General features: G+C 67.5%; 20 protein-coding genes. 12 read left to right on the top strand and 8 right to left on the bottom strand.

The features are described 5' to 3' along the window. The coding region (locus ACEYYA_RS14760) for a GTP-binding protein (RefSeq protein ID WP_374801686.1) at positions 1 to 227 on the bottom strand (227 nt) is incomplete at its 3' end. A 229-nt stretch (positions 228 to 456) separates the two neighbouring features. Here ACEYYA_RS14760 and ACEYYA_RS14755 point away from each other — a divergent pair. From ACEYYA_RS14755 to ACEYYA_RS14745, 3 genes are all read left to right on the top strand, one after another. Continuing rightward, a complete protein-coding gene (locus ACEYYA_RS14755) occupies positions 457 to 1413 on the top strand; it encodes a DUF533 domain-containing protein (RefSeq protein ID WP_374801685.1) in 957 nt (318 codons plus the stop codon). Positions 1414 to 1624: 211 nt separating this feature from the next. Next, positions 1625 to 2086 carry a c-type cytochrome gene (locus ACEYYA_RS14750; RefSeq protein ID WP_374801684.1) on the top strand — a complete coding sequence of 154 codons (462 nt, stop codon included), beginning with the start codon at positions 1625 to 1627 and terminating at the stop codon, positions 2084 to 2086. Further along, on the top strand, positions 2083 to 2697 hold the full coding sequence (locus ACEYYA_RS14745) for a cytochrome b/b6 domain-containing protein (RefSeq protein WP_374801683.1): 615 nt from the start codon (positions 2083 to 2085) through the stop codon (positions 2695 to 2697). The genes ACEYYA_RS14750 and ACEYYA_RS14745 overlap by 4 nt, the downstream gene beginning before the upstream one ends. 107 nt (positions 2698 to 2804) lie before the next feature. Here ACEYYA_RS14745 and parC read toward each other — a convergent pair whose 3' ends face one another. Next, positions 2805 to 5060, bottom strand: a complete 2256-nt coding sequence (gene parC / locus ACEYYA_RS14740) for a DNA topoisomerase IV subunit A (RefSeq protein WP_374801682.1) — start codon at positions 5058 to 5060, stop codon at positions 2805 to 2807. A gap of 145 nt (positions 5061 to 5205) precedes the next feature. Here parC and ACEYYA_RS14735 point away from each other — a divergent pair, with 145 nt between their 5' ends. The 7 genes from ACEYYA_RS14735 (at position 5206) to ACEYYA_RS14705 (ending at position 10214) form a co-directional block, all read left to right on the top strand. Next, positions 5206 to 5745 carry an SH3 domain-containing protein gene (locus ACEYYA_RS14735; RefSeq protein ID WP_374801681.1) on the top strand — a complete coding sequence of 180 codons (540 nt, stop codon included), beginning with the start codon at positions 5206 to 5208 and terminating at the stop codon, positions 5743 to 5745. Continuing rightward, positions 5742 to 6572: an SDR family NAD(P)-dependent oxidoreductase gene (locus ACEYYA_RS14730; protein ID WP_374801680.1), complete on the top strand. Its 831-nt coding sequence runs from the start codon at positions 5742 to 5744 to the stop codon at positions 6570 to 6572. Before ACEYYA_RS14735 ends, ACEYYA_RS14730 begins: the two co-directional genes overlap by 4 nt. 60 nt (positions 6573 to 6632) lie before the next feature. Further along, positions 6633 to 6833, top strand: coding sequence for a twin transmembrane helix small protein (locus ACEYYA_RS14725; protein ID WP_374801679.1), 201 nt, complete (start codon positions 6633 to 6635; stop codon positions 6831 to 6833). 2 nt (positions 6834 to 6835) lie between these two features. After that, positions 6836 to 7408, top strand: coding sequence for a cob(I)yrinic acid a,c-diamide adenosyltransferase (locus tag ACEYYA_RS14720; protein WP_374801678.1), 573 nt, complete (start codon positions 6836 to 6838; stop codon positions 7406 to 7408). Positions 7409 to 7538: 130 nt separating this feature from the next. Next, a complete protein-coding gene (locus ACEYYA_RS14715) occupies positions 7539 to 8297 on the top strand; it encodes an electron transfer flavoprotein subunit beta/FixA family protein (protein ID WP_374801677.1) in 759 nt (252 codons plus the stop codon). Beyond that, positions 8297 to 9223, top strand: a complete 927-nt coding sequence (locus ACEYYA_RS14710; RefSeq protein ID WP_374801676.1) for an electron transfer flavoprotein subunit alpha/FixB family protein — start codon at positions 8297 to 8299, stop codon at positions 9221 to 9223. Before ACEYYA_RS14715 ends, ACEYYA_RS14710 begins: the two co-directional genes overlap by 1 nt. A gap of 115 nt (positions 9224 to 9338) precedes the next feature. Then, entirely contained in the window at positions 9339 to 10214 is an 876-nt protein-coding gene (locus ACEYYA_RS14705) for a 3-hydroxybutyryl-CoA dehydrogenase (RefSeq protein ID WP_374801675.1), read from the top strand. Positions 10215 to 10316: 102 nt separating this feature from the next. On the opposite strand, the gene ACEYYA_RS14700 is transcribed toward ACEYYA_RS14705, so the two are convergent. The 4 genes from ACEYYA_RS14700 to ACEYYA_RS14685 all read right to left on the bottom strand — a co-directional run bounded on the left by ACEYYA_RS14700 (position 10317) and on the right by ACEYYA_RS14685 (position 14803). Then, positions 10317 to 12329 carry an oxidoreductase gene (locus ACEYYA_RS14700; RefSeq protein ID WP_374801674.1) on the bottom strand — a complete coding sequence of 671 codons (2013 nt, stop codon included), beginning with the start codon at positions 12327 to 12329 and terminating at the stop codon, positions 10317 to 10319. Between the two features lie 94 nt (positions 12330 to 12423). Then, entirely contained in the window at positions 12424 to 13386 is a 963-nt protein-coding gene (locus tag ACEYYA_RS14695; protein WP_374801673.1) for an OmpA family protein, read from the bottom strand. After that, the gene (locus ACEYYA_RS14690; RefSeq protein WP_374801672.1) at positions 13383 to 14084 is read right to left on the bottom strand and encodes a GNAT family N-acetyltransferase; all 702 of its coding nucleotides are present in this window, start codon (positions 14082 to 14084) and stop codon (positions 13383 to 13385) included. Before ACEYYA_RS14690 ends, ACEYYA_RS14695 begins: the two co-directional genes overlap by 4 nt. After that, positions 14081 to 14803: a competence/damage-inducible protein A gene (locus ACEYYA_RS14685; protein WP_374801671.1), complete on the bottom strand. Its 723-nt coding sequence runs from the start codon at positions 14801 to 14803 to the stop codon at positions 14081 to 14083. The genes ACEYYA_RS14690 and ACEYYA_RS14685 overlap by 4 nt, the downstream gene beginning before the upstream one ends. A 97-nt stretch (positions 14804 to 14900) precedes the next feature. Here ACEYYA_RS14685 and map point away from each other — a divergent pair, with 97 nt between their 5' ends. Then, on the top strand, positions 14901 to 15710 hold the full coding sequence (gene map, locus ACEYYA_RS14680) for a type I methionyl aminopeptidase (protein WP_374801670.1): 810 nt from the start codon (positions 14901 to 14903) through the stop codon (positions 15708 to 15710). A 50-nt stretch (positions 15711 to 15760) separates the two neighbouring features. On the opposite strand, the gene rsmD is transcribed toward map, so the two are convergent. Then, positions 15761 to 16336 (bottom strand): 16S rRNA (guanine(966)-N(2))-methyltransferase RsmD, encoded by a 576-nt coding sequence (gene rsmD / locus ACEYYA_RS14675; protein WP_374801669.1) that lies wholly within the window; start codon positions 16334 to 16336, stop codon positions 15761 to 15763. Then, positions 16333 to 17535 (bottom strand): NAD(P)/FAD-dependent oxidoreductase, encoded by a 1203-nt coding sequence (locus ACEYYA_RS14670; protein WP_374801668.1) that lies wholly within the window; start codon positions 17533 to 17535, stop codon positions 16333 to 16335. Before ACEYYA_RS14670 ends, rsmD begins: the two co-directional genes overlap by 4 nt. Positions 17536 to 17616: 81 nt before the next feature. Here ACEYYA_RS14670 and ACEYYA_RS14665 point away from each other — a divergent pair, with 81 nt between their 5' ends. Beyond that, entirely contained in the window at positions 17617 to 18102 is a 486-nt protein-coding gene (locus tag ACEYYA_RS14665) for a peroxiredoxin (RefSeq protein WP_374801667.1), read from the top strand. The last annotated feature ends 73 nt before the right edge of the window (positions 18103 to 18175 follow it).

The raw sequence follows: 18175 nt of genomic DNA, 5'->3' as shown, positions 1-18175 counted from the left end.
TCCACGTGCGCGTAGTGGCGGTTCTCGCTTTCGTATTCCACATGCGCCGTCGAGATCGTGATCCCGCGCGCCTTCTCTTCCGGCGCGCCGTCGATCTGGTCATAGGCGCGGAACTCGCCGAAATACTTCGTGATCGCAGCCGTCAGCGTCGTCTTGCCGTGGTCAACGTGACCAATGGTCCCGATGTTGACGTGCGGTTTCGTCCGTTCAAATTTTGCCTTTGCCATGGGTCGGGCGCCTCTGTCATGGGGGGGCCGCGAACGGCCCGATTCAAACATCTGCGGCTGCCTATCGGCGCGGGCCGGAAAAATCAAGGCGGAATGGCGAATACGGCCGGTCGGGCTGCGGAACTGGCGCGCGGGCCGCGCGTTTCCCCCTGCATCGCCGCCCACCCGGGGGTTAGGGTCGGCGCATAACCCGGTCGGCCCGTGGCGGCCCGCCAGACAGGAGGAAGACATGAGCCTGATGAAAACCCTTGCCAAGGTGGCGCTTGGTGTCGCAGTGGCGCGCGGCGTCGGCAAGATGGCCCAGGGCGGCGGCGCGGCGCGCAGCACCCAGGGCCAAAGCGGCGGCGGCCTGCTGGGCGGCATTCTGGATGCGGTCGGCGGCAATGCCGGCAGCGGGCGCAGCTCCCAGTCGGGCGGCGGCCTGCAGGATCTGCTGGCGGGCGCGCTTGGCGGCGGATCAAGCCGTGGTGGCCGCGCCCAGGGCGGCCTGGGTAGCATCCTTGATTCGCTGGGCCAGTCGCAGACCAGCCGCAGCCGCGCCCAACAGGGCGGCCTTGGCGGCCTTCTGGATGCGCTGTCAGGCGGCGGTGCGGCGGGCAACGCCCGCAGCGCGCAAAGCGGCGGCGGCATCGGTGATCTGCTGGGCGCGCTGACCGGCGGTGGCGCGGCAGGCGGTGCAGCGGCGGGCGGCCTTGGTGGCCTGCTGGGCGGACTTCTGGGCGGCAACATGGCCAACCAGGGCGCGCAGCCGCAGAATGACCGCAGCTTTGGCGAGGTGTTGAACACCGCACTGACCAACCAGGATGAGCCCGACGTCGCCCCGACCCCGGAACAGAATGCCGTCGCCGGTCTGATGCTGCGTGCCATGCTGCAAGCGGCCAAATCGGACGGCAAGCTGGACGCCGCCGAAAAGGACAAGCTGATGGGCAATCTGGGCGACATTTCCGCGGATGAGCGTGAGTTCATCCAGCGTGAACTGGCCCAGCCCGTCGATGTGCAGGGCCTGGCGCGCGAAGTGCCTAAGGGTCTGGAATCGCAGGTCTATACCATGTCGCTGATGGCCATCGACCTGGATAGCGAAGCCGAGGCGCAATATCTGCATCAGCTTGCGCAGGCCATGGGTCTGGACCGGGATGAGGTGAACGGCATCCACGGCCAACTGGGCGTGCAGGGCCTTTACGCCTGATCCGGGCGGCATGGCCAAAGGGGCCGCGCGGACAACCGCGCGGCCCTCTGCATTCCGGCCAGGTCGTCTTGGCAGATTGCAGCCTCGGGTCGCAAAGTCGTGATCGCCCGGTTGCGACAATCTGGACGGTTACCTCGACGGAACCCTATTCCCGGCACGATCAACCCATGCGACACTCGCAACGTCACCCATTTTGCGATAGGAGAACACAATGCGTTTCATTCCCGCCGCCGTGCTGGCGATCGCCAGCCTGACCCCGCTGGCCGCCATGGCCGACGAAGACCCCAAAGAGCTGGCGATCGAGGCCCGCCAGGGCTATTTCGTGATGCTGGGCGCCAATATGGGCCAATTGGCTGGCATGGCCAAAGGCGACATCGCCTATGACGAAGCCGCCGCCGCCACCGCGGGCGCCAATATCGAGGCGCTGTCGAAATACACCGTGGGCATGCATTTCATGCCCGGCACCGCCAAGGGTGAAATGGACGATACCGACGCCAAGCCGGAAATCTGGACCGACATGGCCGGCTTCAGCGCCAAGTTCGCCGACTTCCAGAACGCCGCCGCTGGCGCATCCGAGGCCGTGAAGGGCGGTCAGGGCAATGTCGGCCCGGTCGTTCAGAAACTGGGCGGCACCTGCAAGGCATGCCACGACAGCTTCCGCGCGGCCGAATGATGGACCCGCGCGACGGAAACGGGGCGAACCGCCCCGCCGATGTCGAGCATGTGAAACTGTGGGATCCGCTGCTGCGCGGGTTCCACTGGCTTCTGGCATCGCTGGTCATCATCACCTGGGCCTTGGGCAAGTTCGGCCCGAACGTCATGACCCTGCATTTCTGGTTCGCCTATGCGATCATCGCGCTTTTGGTGCTGCGGCTGATCTGGGGGCTGGTCGGTCCCGCACCCGCCCGCTTCACGCATTTCCTGAAAGGCCCCGGCGCGGTGCTGTCCTATGCGCGCCACATGTTCCGGCGCGAACCAAGCTATTGGCCCGGCCACAACCCGATGGGCGGCTGGGCGGTGGTTCTGATCGTCGCCATCCTGGGCTATCAGCTGTGGACGGGCCTGATCATGGACCCGGATGATTACGTCAACGTCGGCCCCCTGGCATCCGAGGTCAGCGCCGCAACCCGCAAGGCGGCGCGCGGCTGGCACCATACCGGCGCCAATCTGGTGCTCGCCATCGTCGCGCTGCATGTCGCAATCATCGCCTTTTACAAATTGTGGAAGCGCGAGGATCTGATCCGCCCGATGCTGACCGGCTGGAAATGGGTGCGGCGGCGCTAAGCCGCGCCACTCGGCCCGAAAGACCCTGACAGGCGCTGCGCCGTGCGTATTTGGGCAAGAAAGAATGCCAATCTTCCTTGTTGAAATACGAACGGCGCGACCGTGGGTCAGGTGAAGCGGTTGTCGCGAGGGAAGCCGCGCGGGGCCATGCGGCCGCTGCTGGCGCGTTTGCCCAGCCATTCGGTCAGGTCGGTCTCGGTTCGGGTGCGGCCGGCGGGGTCTTTCCACGACAGGCCCGCCGCCAGGGCAAAGCTGATCGCATCGGCCATGCCGCCGTCCTTGTATTTCTGCAAACGCACACCCTTGCCGCGCGCCATGACCGGCAATTCCGCGATCGGGAAAACCAGCAGCTTGCGATTGTCGCCCACGACCGCGATGTGATCGCCGGTCAGTGGCCGCAGGATGCGGGCGCGCGCGCCCTCGGCCAGGTTCAGCACCTGTTTGCCGGTCTTGGTCTGCGCCAGCAGATCGTCCGAGCCGACGACAAAGCCATCGCCTGCGTCCGAGGCGATCAGGTATTGATCCGCCGGCTTCCAGATCATCAGCCCGACGACCTCGGCCTCGTTCGGCAGGTCGATCATCATCCGCAGCGGCTCGCCCAGGCCGCGGCCGCCGGGCAGGTTCACCGGCGACAGCGTATAAGTTCGGCCATTGCTGGCAAAGACGGTGATCTTGTCGGTGGTCTCGGCGGGCAGGATGAATCCCGGCGCGTCGCCGTCGCGGTATTTGACCTCTGCACCCTCGGCGATATGGCCCTTCATCGCGCGGATCCAGCCCATGTTCGACAGGATGATGGTGACAGGTTCGCGTTCGATCATGTCCTCGGGGGCGACCTCGACAATGGCGCCAGCCTCGGCAAAACCGGTGCGGCGCGCGCCGCCGGGGGCGTCCTTGCCGAAGGCGCGGCGCACGTCCTTCAGATCCGCCGCGATCCGCGCCCATTGCGCGCCGGTATCAGCCAGCAGCGCGTTCAGTCCCGCCTGTTCGGCCAGCAGGTCGTCGCGTTCGGCGATCAGCTGCATTTCCTCAAGTTTGCGCAGGCTGCGCAGGCGCATGTTCAGGATCGCCTCGGCCTGAACCTCGGTCAGATGCGCGCCCGAGCCCCAATCCTCGGCCATCAGCACGGGCTTGGGTTCGTCCTCGTGCCGGATGATCTCGATCACGCGGTCGAGGTTCAGATAGGCGATGATGTAGCCGCTGACGACCTCAAGCCGGTGGGCGATCTTGTCCAGCCGGTGCGCGCTGCGGCGGCGCAGCACGTCGCGGCGGTGATCCAGAAAGGCGGTCAGCACCTCGCGCAGGCTGGCGACGCGCGGCACCCGGCCATCGAACAGCACGTTCATGTTCAGGCTGAAGCGGATTTCCAGATCCGAGTTACGGAACAGCATCCCCATCAGCAGGTCGGGTTCCACGGTGCGGGCGCGCGGCTCCAGCACGATGCGCACATCCTCGGTCGATTCGTCGCGCACATCGGCCAGGATCGGCACTTTCTTGGTCTGGATCAGCTCGGCCAGCCGTTCGATCAGCCGCGATTTCTGCACCTGATAGGGGATTTCGCTGACGACGATCTGCCACTGGCCGCGGCCCAGATCCTCGATCTGCCAGCGGGCGCGCAGCCGGAACGATCCGCGCCCGGTCCGGTAGGCCTCAAGGATCTGGTCACGCGGTTCAACGATCACCCCGCCGGTCGGAAAATCCGGGCCGGGGATCAGGTCGATCAGCGCCTCATCCGTCAGGTCGGGGGCTTCGATCAGCCGCAGGCAGGCCGCGATCAGCTCGTCCAGGTTGTGCGGCGGGATGTTGGTCGCCATGCCGACGGCGATGCCGCTGGCGCCATTGGCCAACAGGTTCGGAAAGGCGGCGGGCAGCACCACCGGCTCTTCCAGGGTGCCATCATAGTTCGGGCGGAAATCGACGGCATCCTCGGCCAGCCCCTCCAGCAGGCTTTCGGCGGGCGAGGCCATCCGCGCCTCGGTATAGCGGCTGGCGGCGGGGTTATCGCCGTCGATATTGCCGAAGTTCCCCTGACCGTCGACCAGCGGGTAACGCATGGCGAAATCCTGCGCCAGGCGCGCCATCGCATCGTAAATCGCCGCATCGCCATGCGGGTGATAGTTGCCCATCACATCGCCCGAGATCTTGGCCGACTTGCGGAAACCACCGGTCGAGGACAGCTTCAATTCGCGCATGGCGAACAGGATGCGGCGATGCACCGGCTTCAGCCCGTCACGCACATCGGGCAGCGCCCGGTGCATGATCGTCGACAGCGCATAGGTCAGATAGCGGTCGCCGATGGCGCGCGACAGGGCTTCGATATTGGTGGCATCACCGGCGGGCGGCAGGTCGTCATCGGTCTGGGTCATGGCGCGGGTGTAAGCGGGCGCGCGGGTCCGGTCCAGCCCCTTGCGCATTGCGGCGCGGAACCGGTTGGCGCGGCCGGTGTTTCCCCCTCAACACCACGGGCCGGGGCGGCTAAGCCCGGCGCGGGCGATCAAGGGGGTTTCGATCATGATTCGGTTGGCTGTGCTGTCAGTGCTGACCCTGGCGGGGGTGGTCTGGGTGCTGGCGGGGGCGCATGTGCCCGATGGCGCGGCCCAGGCGGCGGGTTATGTCACCCCAGTGACCGAGCCTGGCCCGGTGGTGGTCGAGACCACGACCGAGCCTGAACCGGAACCCGAGGCAGCGCCCGAGGCCGCGGCAGCCCCCGCCGTTGTCAGCGACGAACGCGACGACACGCGCATGATGATGCCCGGCCCCCGGCTGAAACGCTCGCCCGAGTTCGCCTGGAAGGACGCACAGCAGGCCGCGACGGGTAGCGCGCCGCAGGCGGATGCGGCGGTCGGCGCCGACACCCGCTTTGTCACGGCGGCCTCGGTCAACCTGCGCGGCGGGCCGTCGACCCGCAACGCCATCGTCGGCAAGGTCAGCCGGGGCGATGCCGTCACCCTGGCCGGGGCCGAGGAATCCGGCTGGTTCCCGGTCGTCCTGGCCGATGGCCGCACCCGTGGCTATCTGTCGGCCCAGTTCCTGTCGACCACCGCCCCGTGACCGCGCGGACCCTGCTGATCACCGGCTGTTCATCCGGCATCGGGCTGGATGCAGCGCAACACATGACGGCACGCGGCTGGCGGGTCTTTGCCACCGCCCGCCAGCCCGCCGATGTGGACCGCCTGACCGCCATGGGGCTTGAGGCGCTGCCGCTGGACGTCACCGACCCCGGCAGCATCGCCGCGGCGCTGGATCAGGTCAGCGCCCGCGCGGGTCGGCTGGATGCGCTGTTCAACAATGCGGCCTTCGCCATCCCCGGCGCGCTTGAGGACGTGCCGGCCGAGGCGATGCGCCATATCTTCGACACCAACCTGATCGGGCTGCACGCCCTGACCCGCGCCGTTATCCCGATGATGCGGGCGCAGGGCGGCGGGCGGATCGTGATGTGTTCCTCGGTTCTGGGGCTGGTCGGCATGGCCTGGCGCGGCGCCTATGTCGCCAGCAAATACGCGCTGGAGGGTTACAGCGACGTGCTGCGGATCGAGATGGCCCCGGCCAATATCCACATCAGCCTGATCGAGCCCGGCCCCATCACCTCGGCCTTTCGGCGCAATGCGCGGGCGCAGTTCGACCGCTGGATCGACTGGCCCGCCAGCCCCCGTGCCGATCAGTATCGCGCCGAACTGGTGCCGCGCCTGCATGCCGCGACCGAGGGCAAGGACCGGTTCGAGCTTGGCCCCGAGGCCGTCACCGCCCGGCTGGTTCACGCCCTTGAAAGCCGCCGCCCGCGCGCCCGCTATTACGTCACCACGCCGACCTGGATCATGGGCGGGTTGCGCCGCATCCTGCCGACCCGCGCGCTGGATGCGCTGATCGCGCGCTATTGAACCTGCCTTGCGCCCCGGCGCGCTTGGGCTAGGATGGCGGGACGCAGCAGGGGGCGGAAGATGACCGATCATCCATTGTTCATCGTGGCCGCCCTCGCGACGCTGGCCGTCGTGGTCGTGCTGGCCATCGGCATCGGCGGCTTTGCCCAGGGGGGCGATTTCAACCGCCGCAACGCCAACCGGCTAATGCGTTGGCGCATCATCGCGCAGGCGGTCGCCCTGGTGCTGATCCTGATCTTCCTGACCTACGCAAGGGGATAGCCATGGTCGTTCTGAACCGCATCTACACCCGCACCGGCGATGCGGGGGAAACCGCGCTGTCCGATGGCACCCGCGTTCCCAAGGACAGCCTGCGGGTGGCCAGCTATGGCCATGTCGATGAGCTGAACGCGACCCTGGGTCTGGCCCGTCTGCACGCCACCGACGACATGGCGGCGGCGGTGTCGCGCATCCAGAACGACCTGTTCGACCTGGGTGCCGACCTGTCGCGCCCCGGCATGGATCGCGATGCCGAGGCCCCCTATCCAGTGCTGCGCATCCTTGACGCCCAGGTCGACCGGCTTGAGGCCGAGATCGACGCGATGAATGCCCGCCTGACGCCGCTGCGCAGCTTCATCCTGCCGGGCGGCACCGCCTTGGCCGCGCATCTGCATCTGGCCCGCACCGTCGCCCGCCTGGCCGAACGCGCCGCCGTCTCACTGGCGGGTGCCGAGGACGCCAACCCCGCCGCCATCCGCTATCTGAACCGGCTGTCGGACTGGCTGTTCGTCGCCGCCCGCATCGCCAATGATGATGGTCAGGCCGATGTGCTGTGGGTGCCGGGCGCCAACCGTTAGCGAAAACAGCCGCAAACGTGGCGTCTATCCGCCAAAGGTGGCGTTTTTGGCCTGTCGCAGCCGGGATGCAGCCGCTAACAAAAACCCGAAGGATTGAACGGCCCGCAAGGGCAACAAGGGAGATGCACGCATGAAGGTTCTGGTGCCCGTCAAGCGCGTGATCGACTATAACGTGAAGGCCCGCGTCAAGGCGGACGGATCGGGTGTCGATCTTGCGAACGTCAAGATGTCGATGAACCCCTTTGACGAAATCGCCGTGGAAGAGGCGATCCGGCTGAAGGAAAAGGGTGCGGCGGATGAAATCGTCGTGGTGTCCATCGGCGTGAAACAGGCCGCCGAGACCATCCGCACCGCCCTGGCCATGGGGGCCGACCGCGGCATCCTGATCACCGCCGCCGATGACGTGAATACCGACATCGAGCCGCTGGCCGTCGCCAAGCTGCTGAAGGCCGTGATCGACGCCGAACAGCCGGGTCTGGTCATCGCCGGCAAGCAGGCGATCGACAATGACATGAATGCCACCGGTCAGATGCTGGCCGCGCTGCTGGGCTGGCCGCAGGCGACCTTCGCCAGCGAAGTGGTCATCGACGGCGACAACGCCAAGGTCACCCGCGAGGTTGACGGCGGCCTGCAAACGATCAGCGTCAAGCTGCCCGCCGTCGTCACCGCCGACCTGCGCCTGAACGAGCCGCGCTATGCGTCGCTGCCCAACATCATGAAGGCCAAGAAAAAGCCGCTGGATGAAAAGACCGCCGCCGATTACGGCGTCGATGTTTCGCCGCGCCTGACCGTGGTGAACACCAAGGAACCCGAAGGCCGCAAGGCCGGGATCAAGGTCGGCTCGGTCGATGAGCTGGTGTCGAAACTGAAAGACGCGGGGGTGATCTGATGGCCGTTCTTCTGCTTGCCGATGTGAACAACGGCCAACTGGCCACCGACGCCGTGGCCAAGGCCGTCAGCGCCGTCAAGGCCCTGGGCGATGTGCATGTGCTGGTCGCCGGTGCGGGCGGCGAGGCTGCCGCCGCCGAGGCCGCGAAACTGGACGGCGTGGCCAAGGTGCTGTTCGCCGATGACAAAGCCTATTGTCACCTGATGGCCGAACCCGTGGCCGATCTGATCGTGTCGCTGGCCGGTGGCTACAGCCACATCGCCGCGCCCTCGGTCGCCACCGCCAAGAACATCCTGCCGCGTGTCGCCGCGCTCTTGGACGTGATGGTGATGTCGGATGTGATGGAGGTCGTCGATGCCGACACTTTCGTGCGCCCCGTCTATGCCGGCAACGCCATCCAGACCGTGAAATCGGCCGACAAGATCAAGGTCTTCACCGTCCGCACCGCCAGCTTCAATGCCGTGGGCATGGGCGGTTCGGCCAGCGTCGAAACCATTGCCGGCACGGGCGACAAGGGCCTGTCGTCCTGGGTCGAGGACAAGGTGGCCGCCAGCGACCGCCCCGAACTGACCTCGGCCAAGCGCGTCGTCTCGGGCGGGCGCGGCATCGGGTCGGATGAGAACTTCAAGATCATCACCGACCTGGCCGACAAGCTGGGCGCCGCTGTCGGCGCATCCCGCGCGGCGGTCGATTCGGGCTATGCCCCGAACGACTGGCAGGTGGGCCAGACCGGCAAGGTTGTGGCACCCGAGCTTTACGTCGCGGTCGGCATCTCGGGCGCCATCCAGCACCTTGCCGGGATGAAAGACAGCAAAGTCATCGTCGCCATCAACAAGGACGAAGAAGCGCCGATCTTCCAGGTCGCCGATTACGGCCTGGTGGGCGACCTGTTCACGCTGGTGCCGGAACTGACCGGCAAGCTGTAAGACAGCCGCAACCGCCTGAAACGCCCGGTCCCGCGACCGGGCGTTTCCATTTGCCGCGCTTGCCCGTGCGCGCCCCCTCGCCTAAGGTCGCAGGGCAAAACGCAAGGGGGCCAGGATGGGCATTCAGTCGGTTGGGGTGATCGGGGCAGGCCAGATGGGCAATGGCATCGCCCATGTCTTTGCACTGGCCGGTTATGACGTGCTGATGCATGACATCGACCAGTCGGCCATCGACAAGGCCATGGCGCTGATCGGCAAGAACCTGGATCGTCAGGTCAGCCGTGGCCGGATCGACCAGGCCGCCCGCGACGCCGCCATGGGCCGCATCAGCAGCACCACGAAACTGTCCGATCTGGGCCAGACCGATCTGGTGATCGAAGCCGCGACCGAGCGTGAATCGGTCAAACAGGCGATCTTTGAAGATCTGGTCCCGCATCTGAAGCCGACCACGATCCTGACCTCGAACACCTCATCGATCTCGATCACCCGTCTGGCCAGCCGCACCGACCGCCCCGGCAAGTTCATGGGCCTGCACTTCATGAACCCGGTGCCGGTGATGCAACTGGTCGAATTGATCCGCGGCATCGCCACCGATGAAGACACCTACAAGGCCATGGTCGAGGTCGTCGAAAAGATCGGCAAGACAAGCGCCAGCTCCGAGGACTTCCCGGCCTTCATCGTCAACCGCATCCTGATGCCGATGATCAACGAGGCGGTCTATACGCTGTATGAAGGCGTGGGCAGCGTCACCTCGATCGACCAGTCGCTGAAGCTGGGGGCCAATCACCCGATGGGGCCGCTGGAACTGGCTGACTTCATCGGGCTGGACACCTGCCTTGCGATCATGAACGTGCTGCATGACGGGCTGGCCGATACCAAGTATCGCCCCTGCCCGCTGCTGACGAAATATGTCGAGGCCGGATGGCTGGGTCGCAAGACCGGGCGCGGCTTCTATGACTATTCGGGCGAAACCCCCATCCCTACCCGCTGATCCTGTCCCCGCCGTCGGATGCGTATTTAAGGCAAGAAAGAAGCAGCCCTTCTTTCTTGTCCAAATACGCCCTTTTGGGGCAACGGGGCGGCGGGCGCGCGGTCACAAGGTCAGCGCGACCTCCAGTCCCTGACGGATGGCGCGTTGCGCATCCAGTTCGGCGGCGACATCGGCACCACCGATCACATGCACGATGCGCCCCTCGGCAATCAGTTGGTCGGCCAGGCGGCGTTCGCTTTCCTGCCCCGCGCACAGAACCACGGTATCGGCCTCGACCACGCCCGGCCCATCGGCCGTGTGCATCTCAAGCCCTGCCGGGGTGATGGCATCATAGCCGATGCCGCCCTGCATCTGCACACCCATATGCTGCAACTGTGCGCGATGGATCCAGCCCGTCGTCTTGCCCAGACGGCGGCCCGGCTTTTCGGCCTTGCGCTGCAACAGCGCGATGTCGCGCGCTGCCGGTTCGGGCTGGGGATCGACCAGGCCACCGGGGTTGGAGGCCGGATCGCCCACCCCCCAGATCGCGCGCCAGCGGTCCAGATCCAGCGTCGGGCTGGTGCCGGGCTGGCCCAGATATTCGGCCATATCAAAGCCGATCCCGCCCGCGCCGATGATCGCCACGCGCTTGCCAACCGGGGCGTCATGGGCCAGCACCTCGGCGTAATCGACGACATCGGCCGCCGCATCCGCCGGGATGCCCGGATCGCGCGGGCGCACGCCGGTGGCGATCACCACCGCGTCGAAATTGCGCAACGCCTCGGGCGTGGCTTCGGTGTTCAGGCGCAGCTCGACCCCGGTCTGATCGATCATTGCCGCGAACCAGTCGGTCAGCAGGTGGAACTCCTCCTTGCCCGGAATCCGCCGCGCCATCTTCAACTGGCCGCCGATTTCGTCGCTGGCCTCGAACAGCGTCACCATATGCCCGCGCTGCGCCGCCGTGATCGCAGCCGAGACCCCCGCAGGCCCCGCGCCGACCACGGCAATCTTGCGCGCGTCCTCGACCCCGGTCAGCACCAATTCGGTCTCATAGGCCGCGCGGGGGTTGACCAGGCAGGTCGCCGTCTTGCCGCTGAAGGTGTGATCAAGGCAGGCCTGATTGCAGGCGATGCAGGGCGCGATCAGGCGCGCCCGGCCCCGCGCCGCCTTGGCGACGAAGTCGGGATCGGCCAGCAGCGGGCGGGCCATCGACACCATGTCGGCCTGACCCGCGGCCAGCACCCCCTCGGCCACGTCCGGGGTGTTGATGCGGTTCGAGGCGATGACCGGAATGCGCACCTCAGGGCGCAGTCGCGCCGTCAGCCAGGTGAAAGCGGCGCGCGGCACCGATGTGGCGATGGTCGGAACGCGGGCCTCATGCCAGCCGATGCCGGTGTTCAGCATCGTCGCGCCCGCCGCCTCGATGGCGCGGGCCAGCGTCACCACCTCATCCCAGGTCGAGCCTTTGGGGATCAGGTCGATCAGGCTGATGCGGTAGATGACGATAAAATCCGGCCCGACCGCCGCGCGCACCCGCCGCACGGCCTCGACCGCCAGCCGCATCCGGTTCTCATACGACCCGCCCCAGCGGTCGGTTCGGTGGTTGGTGTGACGCACAAGGAACTGGTTGATGAAATAGCCCTCGGACCCCATCACCTCGACCCCGTCATAGCCGGCCTCGCGGGCGCGGGCGGCGGCGGTGGTGATGTCGGTCAGCTGCTTTTCGATGCCGTCCTCGTCCAACTCCCTGGGCGGGAACGGCGAGATCGGCGATTTGATCGCACTGGCCGAGACGCATTCCGGCCCATAGGCATAGCGCCCGGCGTGCAGGATCTGCATGGCGATGCGCCCCCCCGCCTCATGCACGCGGTCGGTGACGATCTTGTGGTTGGCGATGTCTTGGGCCGTGAACAGCCCCGCCGCACCGGGGAACACGCCGCCTTCGCGGTTCGGCGCCATGCCGCCGGTGACCATCAGCGCGACACCGCCACGGGCGCGGGTGGCGTAGAACTCGGCCACGCGGTTCCAGTCGCCCAGTTCCTCAAGCCCGGTATGCATCGACCCCATCAGCACCCGGTTGGGCAGCGTCACATGGCCCAGATCAAGCGGCGACAGAAGATGCGGGTAACGGGTCATGCGGGCCTCCCTTGGCTGGCGGTGCGGCATGGTGGATTGACGCGCGGGTAAAGTCACCCCCCGGCGTGGGCTTGCGCCGCGACGTCAGAAAGGCTCAGCGCGGCAGCGCCTCGACCCGGCGGTTGGCGGCGCGCCCAGCCTCGGTCGTGTTGGTCGCGCGCGGGGCCAGCCAGCCCGCGCCCTCGGCGGTGATGCGGTCGGGGGCGATGCCGTGATCCTCGATCAGGTGGCGGCGCACCGCCTCGGCGCGGCGCTGCGAAACGGCGATATTGGCCGCCAGCGAGCCGGTGGCGTCGGTATGTCCCACCAGCACCAGGGCGCGGCCCGGGTCGGCGCGCAGCCAGTCGGCAAGCTGCGCCAGCACCGGGGCCTTGGGGTCGGCGATGTCGGGCGCGTTCGGGGCGAAATCGACGCCCGCCAGCACCAGGGCGCCGGTGGCGAACAGGTCACCCGCAGCGGGCGCCGCCTTCGGCGTCTCGGCTGGTGGGTCGGCTGGCACTTCGGCAGCCGGTTCACCCTCATCCTGCATGACCGAGACGGGCGCCATCGGCACCCCACCCAGCAGCGCCATGACCGAGGCCGGGCCGCTGCCTTCGGAAATCTGCACGAAGCCCGCTTCCGGCGCGCGGCTGGCCCAGACCGCCACCAGCCGGTCGCCCGCCCGCGCCGACAGATAGCGAAAGCGGCCCAGATCGACATGCATCCCCGGCTCGGCCATCACCGGCAGGGCAAAGCGGAAATCAAAGCCGCCGCAATCCTGATCGGCACATTCATACAGGATTTCATAGCCCTGATCGCGCAGCGCATCGCGGATCGGCGCGATCAGACCGGCAGGCGGAAGGCCGCCGTCGCCGGTGATCCGCCAGGCGCGGTGGCGCGCCGCCCCATCGGCGCGCAGCCCCGGCACCGAGGCCCCGCCCCATGGTCCGGTCGCCAGCCGCAGCCCGCTGCCGCTGACCTCGGCGCTTGGCTCGGCCTGACCGGGCAGCGGCCAGCCCTCGGCCTGCGCTGCGCCTGCCAGCAGCGTCATCATCAGCGCCACAGCAATCCGCGTCATGCCCGTGCCTTTCGGTAATGATAGCCGCCGATCTCGGCCATGCCGAAGCCCTGATACAGTGCGATCGCGGCGGCATTGCTGCGCAGAACGACCAGGGCGATCTGCTCGGCGCCCTGGTCGCGCGCCCAGGCGGCTGCAGCGCGCATCATGTTGCGGGCCACGCAAAGGCGGCGGAAGTCGGGCAGCACATGCAGCGCGTGGACAAACGCAGTGCCATCGGCCACCGCAACATAGCCGACGCCCGCCGCCCGATCCTGCACCCGTCCCAGCAGCGCCGCGCGCGGCCCCTGAGCGCGGTCCATCACCGCCAGCCGCGCCGGCCCGATGCCGCCCGCCGCCCAAAGGTCTCGCTGAATCGCCAGCGGCGGCCAGACGACAAAGGCGCTGACCGGCTTCGGCGGCTGATCGGTCAGCCCGGCCACCGGCCCGGCCAGCATCACCGTTTCATCCACGGCCCCATAGCCGCGCGCCGCCAGATCGGCATCCAGCGCCGCCGCGTCCTGATCGACGGCAAACAGCGGCACCTGCCCCAGGTCGCGCATGGCAGCCTCGGCTGCGGCAATGTCGTAATCCCCGCCCCGCCACAGCGCCGCCGACACGCGCGAGCCGCCGCCCGCGCCATCCTGAATGGTGAAACCGCCGACCGGATGGCTGGATGCGGGCGGCCAGCCCAGGGCCATGGCGGCGCGCAGGTTCATGCCCCGACCTGTGCGCGCAGCGCGACCATCGCGGCGGCGACGCGGCCCGGATCGGTGCCGCGCACCACCAGATTGGTGCCGAACCGGCCATCGATCACAAAGGGATAGCTGCCCATCGACAGGTCGGGCCAGGCGGCGGCGACGCGGCCCAGATCCTCGGCCACGTCGCTTTCGGCGCGCCACATCTGCAAGGTCTCGCTGACCAGCGGACGGCCACCTTGCAGCTTGGGCAGCAGCCCCTCGGCCATGGCGCGAAAGATGTCGGGCACCCCGGCCATCACATGCGTATTGCCGATGCTGAACCCCGGCGCGGCGGAAACCGGATTGTCGATCAGCGTGGCCCCCAGCGGAATGCGCGCCATCCGCAGGCGGTTCTCGGTGAACTCCATCCCACGGGCGGCATAGCGTTCGGCCATCACCCGGCGGGCATCCTCATGCACCGCGATGCCGGTGCCAAAGGCGTCGGCCACGGCATCGGCGGTGATATCGTCATGGGTCGGCCCGATCCCGCCGCTGGTGAACAGATGGTCATGCCCGGCAGACAATTCCCGCAGCGCGGCCACGATCACCGCGTGATCATCGGGCACCACCCGGATCTGGCGCAGATCAAAGCCACGCGCCGCCAGCTCACCCGCCAGCCAATGCGCGTTCCCCTCACGCGTGCGGCCGGTCAGGATTTCATCGCCGATAATCAGGATCGCGGCAGTCGGGTTGGTCATGGGGCACCTCTGGCCCTTGGTATAGGCCGCAGAAAGCCCGCGCGGAAGGGTGGAAGCGGGCGCAAAACCGCGTTATCTGATGCGAAAGGAGACCAAGATGACCATCACCGCAGGCCAGACCAAGGACGGCATCCGCATCTATTCCGACGCCGATTTCGCCGGGATGCGCGCGGCCGGACGACTGGCCGCCGAAATCCTGGATCAGGTCGGCCCGCTGGTCGTCCCCGGCGTCACCACCGGCGCGCTGGACGATTTCATCCGCACTGCCGTCGAACAGGCCGGTGCGGTCAGCGCGACCATCGGCTATCGCGGCTATCAGCACGCCAGCTGCATCAGCGTGAACCATGTCGTCTGCCACGGCATTCCCGGCGACAAGGTGCTGAAAGACGGCGACATTCTGAACATCGACGTGACGGTGATCGTCGATGGCTGGTATGGCGACACCTCGCGCATGTATGTGGCCGGATCGCTGCCGCGCAAGGCTGAACGCTTGATCGAGGTGACGCTGGAAAGCCTGATGCGGGGCATCGACGCGGTGAAGCCCGGCAACACCTTTGGCGACATCGGCGCGGCGATCCAGTCCTATGTCGAATCCAACCGCATGTCGGTGGTGCGCGATTTCTGCGGTCACGGCCTCGGCCGGGTGTTCCACGCCCCCCCGAACGTGCTGCACTATGGCCGCCCCGGCCTTGGCCCGGTGCTGGAACCCGGCATGTTCTTCACCATCGAACCCATGGTGAACCTTGGCCGCCCCGAGACCAAGGTGCTGGCCGACGACTGGACGGCGGTGACGCGCGACAAATCGCTGTCGGCGCAGTTTGAACATTCGGTCGGCGTGACCGAGGATGGCGTGGAAATCTTCACACTGTCGCCCAAGGGACTTTACTGGCCCCCCGCCACCGCCTGAGGCCGCCCTTTCTTCTTGGCCCAACTATCCCGCGAGGGGCGCCCACCGGTTCAATCCGCGCCCCCGCCCGGCATCCGCGCCAACGTGATCACCGTATCGCCATAGGCACGCTGGTCGATCTGCACCAGCGGCGCGGGCACGATCGGGGCCACGCTGTCCTCCCACACCACCATGGCGCCGGGGGCGATCCAGCCGCCGTCCAGCGCACTGGCCATCGCCGCCTCGCCCAGGCCCATGCCATAGGGCGGGTCGAGGAAGATCAGGTCATAGCCCGCACCCCGGCACGGACCCAGCCGCCGCGCATCGCGCCGCCAGACATCGGTCACCCCCATCGCGCGCATCTTTTCAATATTGGCGCGCAGCAGCGCCCGCGCCGCCGTGCCGTCATCGACAAAGGCCACCCGCGCCGCCCCGCGCGATAGCGCCTCCAGCCCAAGCGCGCCGGTGCCGGCGAACAGATCCAGCACCCGCGCGCCGGGGATGGGATTGCCGTGGCCGCCATTCACCAGCAGGTTGAAGATCGATTCCCGCACCCGGTCGGTGGTCGGACGCAGATGCGCGCCCAGATCGCCCGCGCCCACCTCGGCCAGCTTCAGGCCGCGAAAGTCGCCGCCGATGATCCTCATGCCAGCAACGCCTTCAGATCGACCGAGGTGTCGGCAACCGCCGCCGGATCGGGGCTGCGACCCGCCTCGATCAGGCGCTTGCCGACCATATAGGCGCGCGCGCCGTTCAGCGCCTCGACCGCGACCAGCCGCCCCGCCGCATAGGCCCAGACCGAGGCCCCCTCGCCCCGCCGCACCACCCAGTGATCGGCGCCCGCGCCCAGTCCGGCGATCTGCAACTTGGCGTCGAACTGATCCGACCAGAACCACGGCTTTGGCGTGTAATCGAGGCCCGCACCCAGCATGTTGGCCGCCACCAGCTCGGCCATGTCGATGGCATTGCCGACACTTTCCAGCCGCAGCCGCCCGGTCAGCCAGGGGAAGGACGCGCAATCCCCCGCCGCCCAGATCGCCGGATCGCTGCTGCGCCCCTGCGCGTCGACGGCAATGCCATTGTCCAGTCCCAGCCCTGCCTGCGCGGCCAAATCCACATCGGGGGCAACGCCGATGCCGACCACCACCACATCGGCGTCAATCACCCGGCCATCTGCCAAAGCCACGCCGGTCACGACCTGATCGCCCAGCAGCCGATCCAGGCCCACGCCCTCATGAATGGTCACGCCGTGGGACAGGTGCAAGTCGCGGATCAGATCGGCAGTCTCGGCACTGGCGACACGGCCCAGGATGCGCGGGGCGGCCTCGACCAGAGTAACATCCATTCCGCGCTTGCGGGCGACGGCGGCGGCCTCCAGCCCGATATAGCCGCCACCGATCACCACCAGCCGCGCGCCGGGCGCGAACAATGGGTTCATCGCATCGGCATCGGCCAGGCTGCGCACGCACAGGACATTGCCCAGATCGCCACCCATCGCTGCGGGCAGCCGCCGGGGACTTGCCCCGGTCGTCAGCGCCAATTGGCCATAGGACAGCGCCTCATCGCCGATCCGCACCATGCGCGCGACCGGATCAATCGCCGTCACCGGCTGACCCAGCCGCAGGTCGATCCGGCTATCGGCCCAGAATTCGGGCGCGCGCAGGGTCAGCCGGTCCAGCCCCATCTGCCCCAGCAGGTAGGCCTTGGACAGGGGCGGGCGCTGATAGGGGGCGACGGGTTCCGCGCCGATCATCACCACCTCGCCCGCAAACCCCAGGGCCCGCAGCTTGGCCGCCAGGGCTGCCCCCGCCTGCCCCGCCCCCACGATCACGATCCTGTCGGTCATTCCCGCCATCCTGCCTTTCGCTGAAACCCGCCCGACCCTATATCTGTTGTCCAAGACAACGCAACGCGAAGGGAGACCGCGATGACCATTGCCAAGGGCGACACACTGCCCGCTGCCACCCTGCTGAAACTTGGCGAAAACGGCCCCGAGGCGGTCGAGCTGGCCAGCCTGACCGGCGGCAAGCGCGTCGTTATCTTCGCCGTGCCGGGCGCCTTCACGCCGACCTGCACCAAATCGCACATGCCGTCCTTCATCGAAACCGCCGATCAATACGCGGCCAAGGGCGTCGATCTGGTCTGTGTCTCGGTCAACGACCCCTTTGTGACCGATGCCTGGGCCAAGTCCACCGGCGCGGACAAGGCCGGGATCACGGTCCTGGCGGATGCGGAAGGCGCCTTCACCAAAGCCATCGGCATGGATTTCACCGCGCCGCCCGCGGGCCTGATCGGCCGTTCCAAGCGCTATGCGATGCTGGTCGAAGACGGCAAGATCGCGGCGCTGCACCTGGAAGACAATCCCGGTGAATGCTCGGTCTCGGGCGGGTCGTCGATGCTGGACGAGATCTAGCCCCTCGCGGGCGTATTTGGGAACAGAAGAAGCCGCTTCTTCTGTTCTTAAATACTCACCTTTGGGGGCAACG

It is taken from the genome of Paracoccus zhouxuedongae (assembly GCF_041927815.1).
Taxonomy (GTDB): Bacteria; Pseudomonadota; Alphaproteobacteria; order Rhodobacterales; family Rhodobacteraceae; genus Paracoccus.
This window is presented reverse-complemented; position numbering and strand designations above follow the sequence as displayed.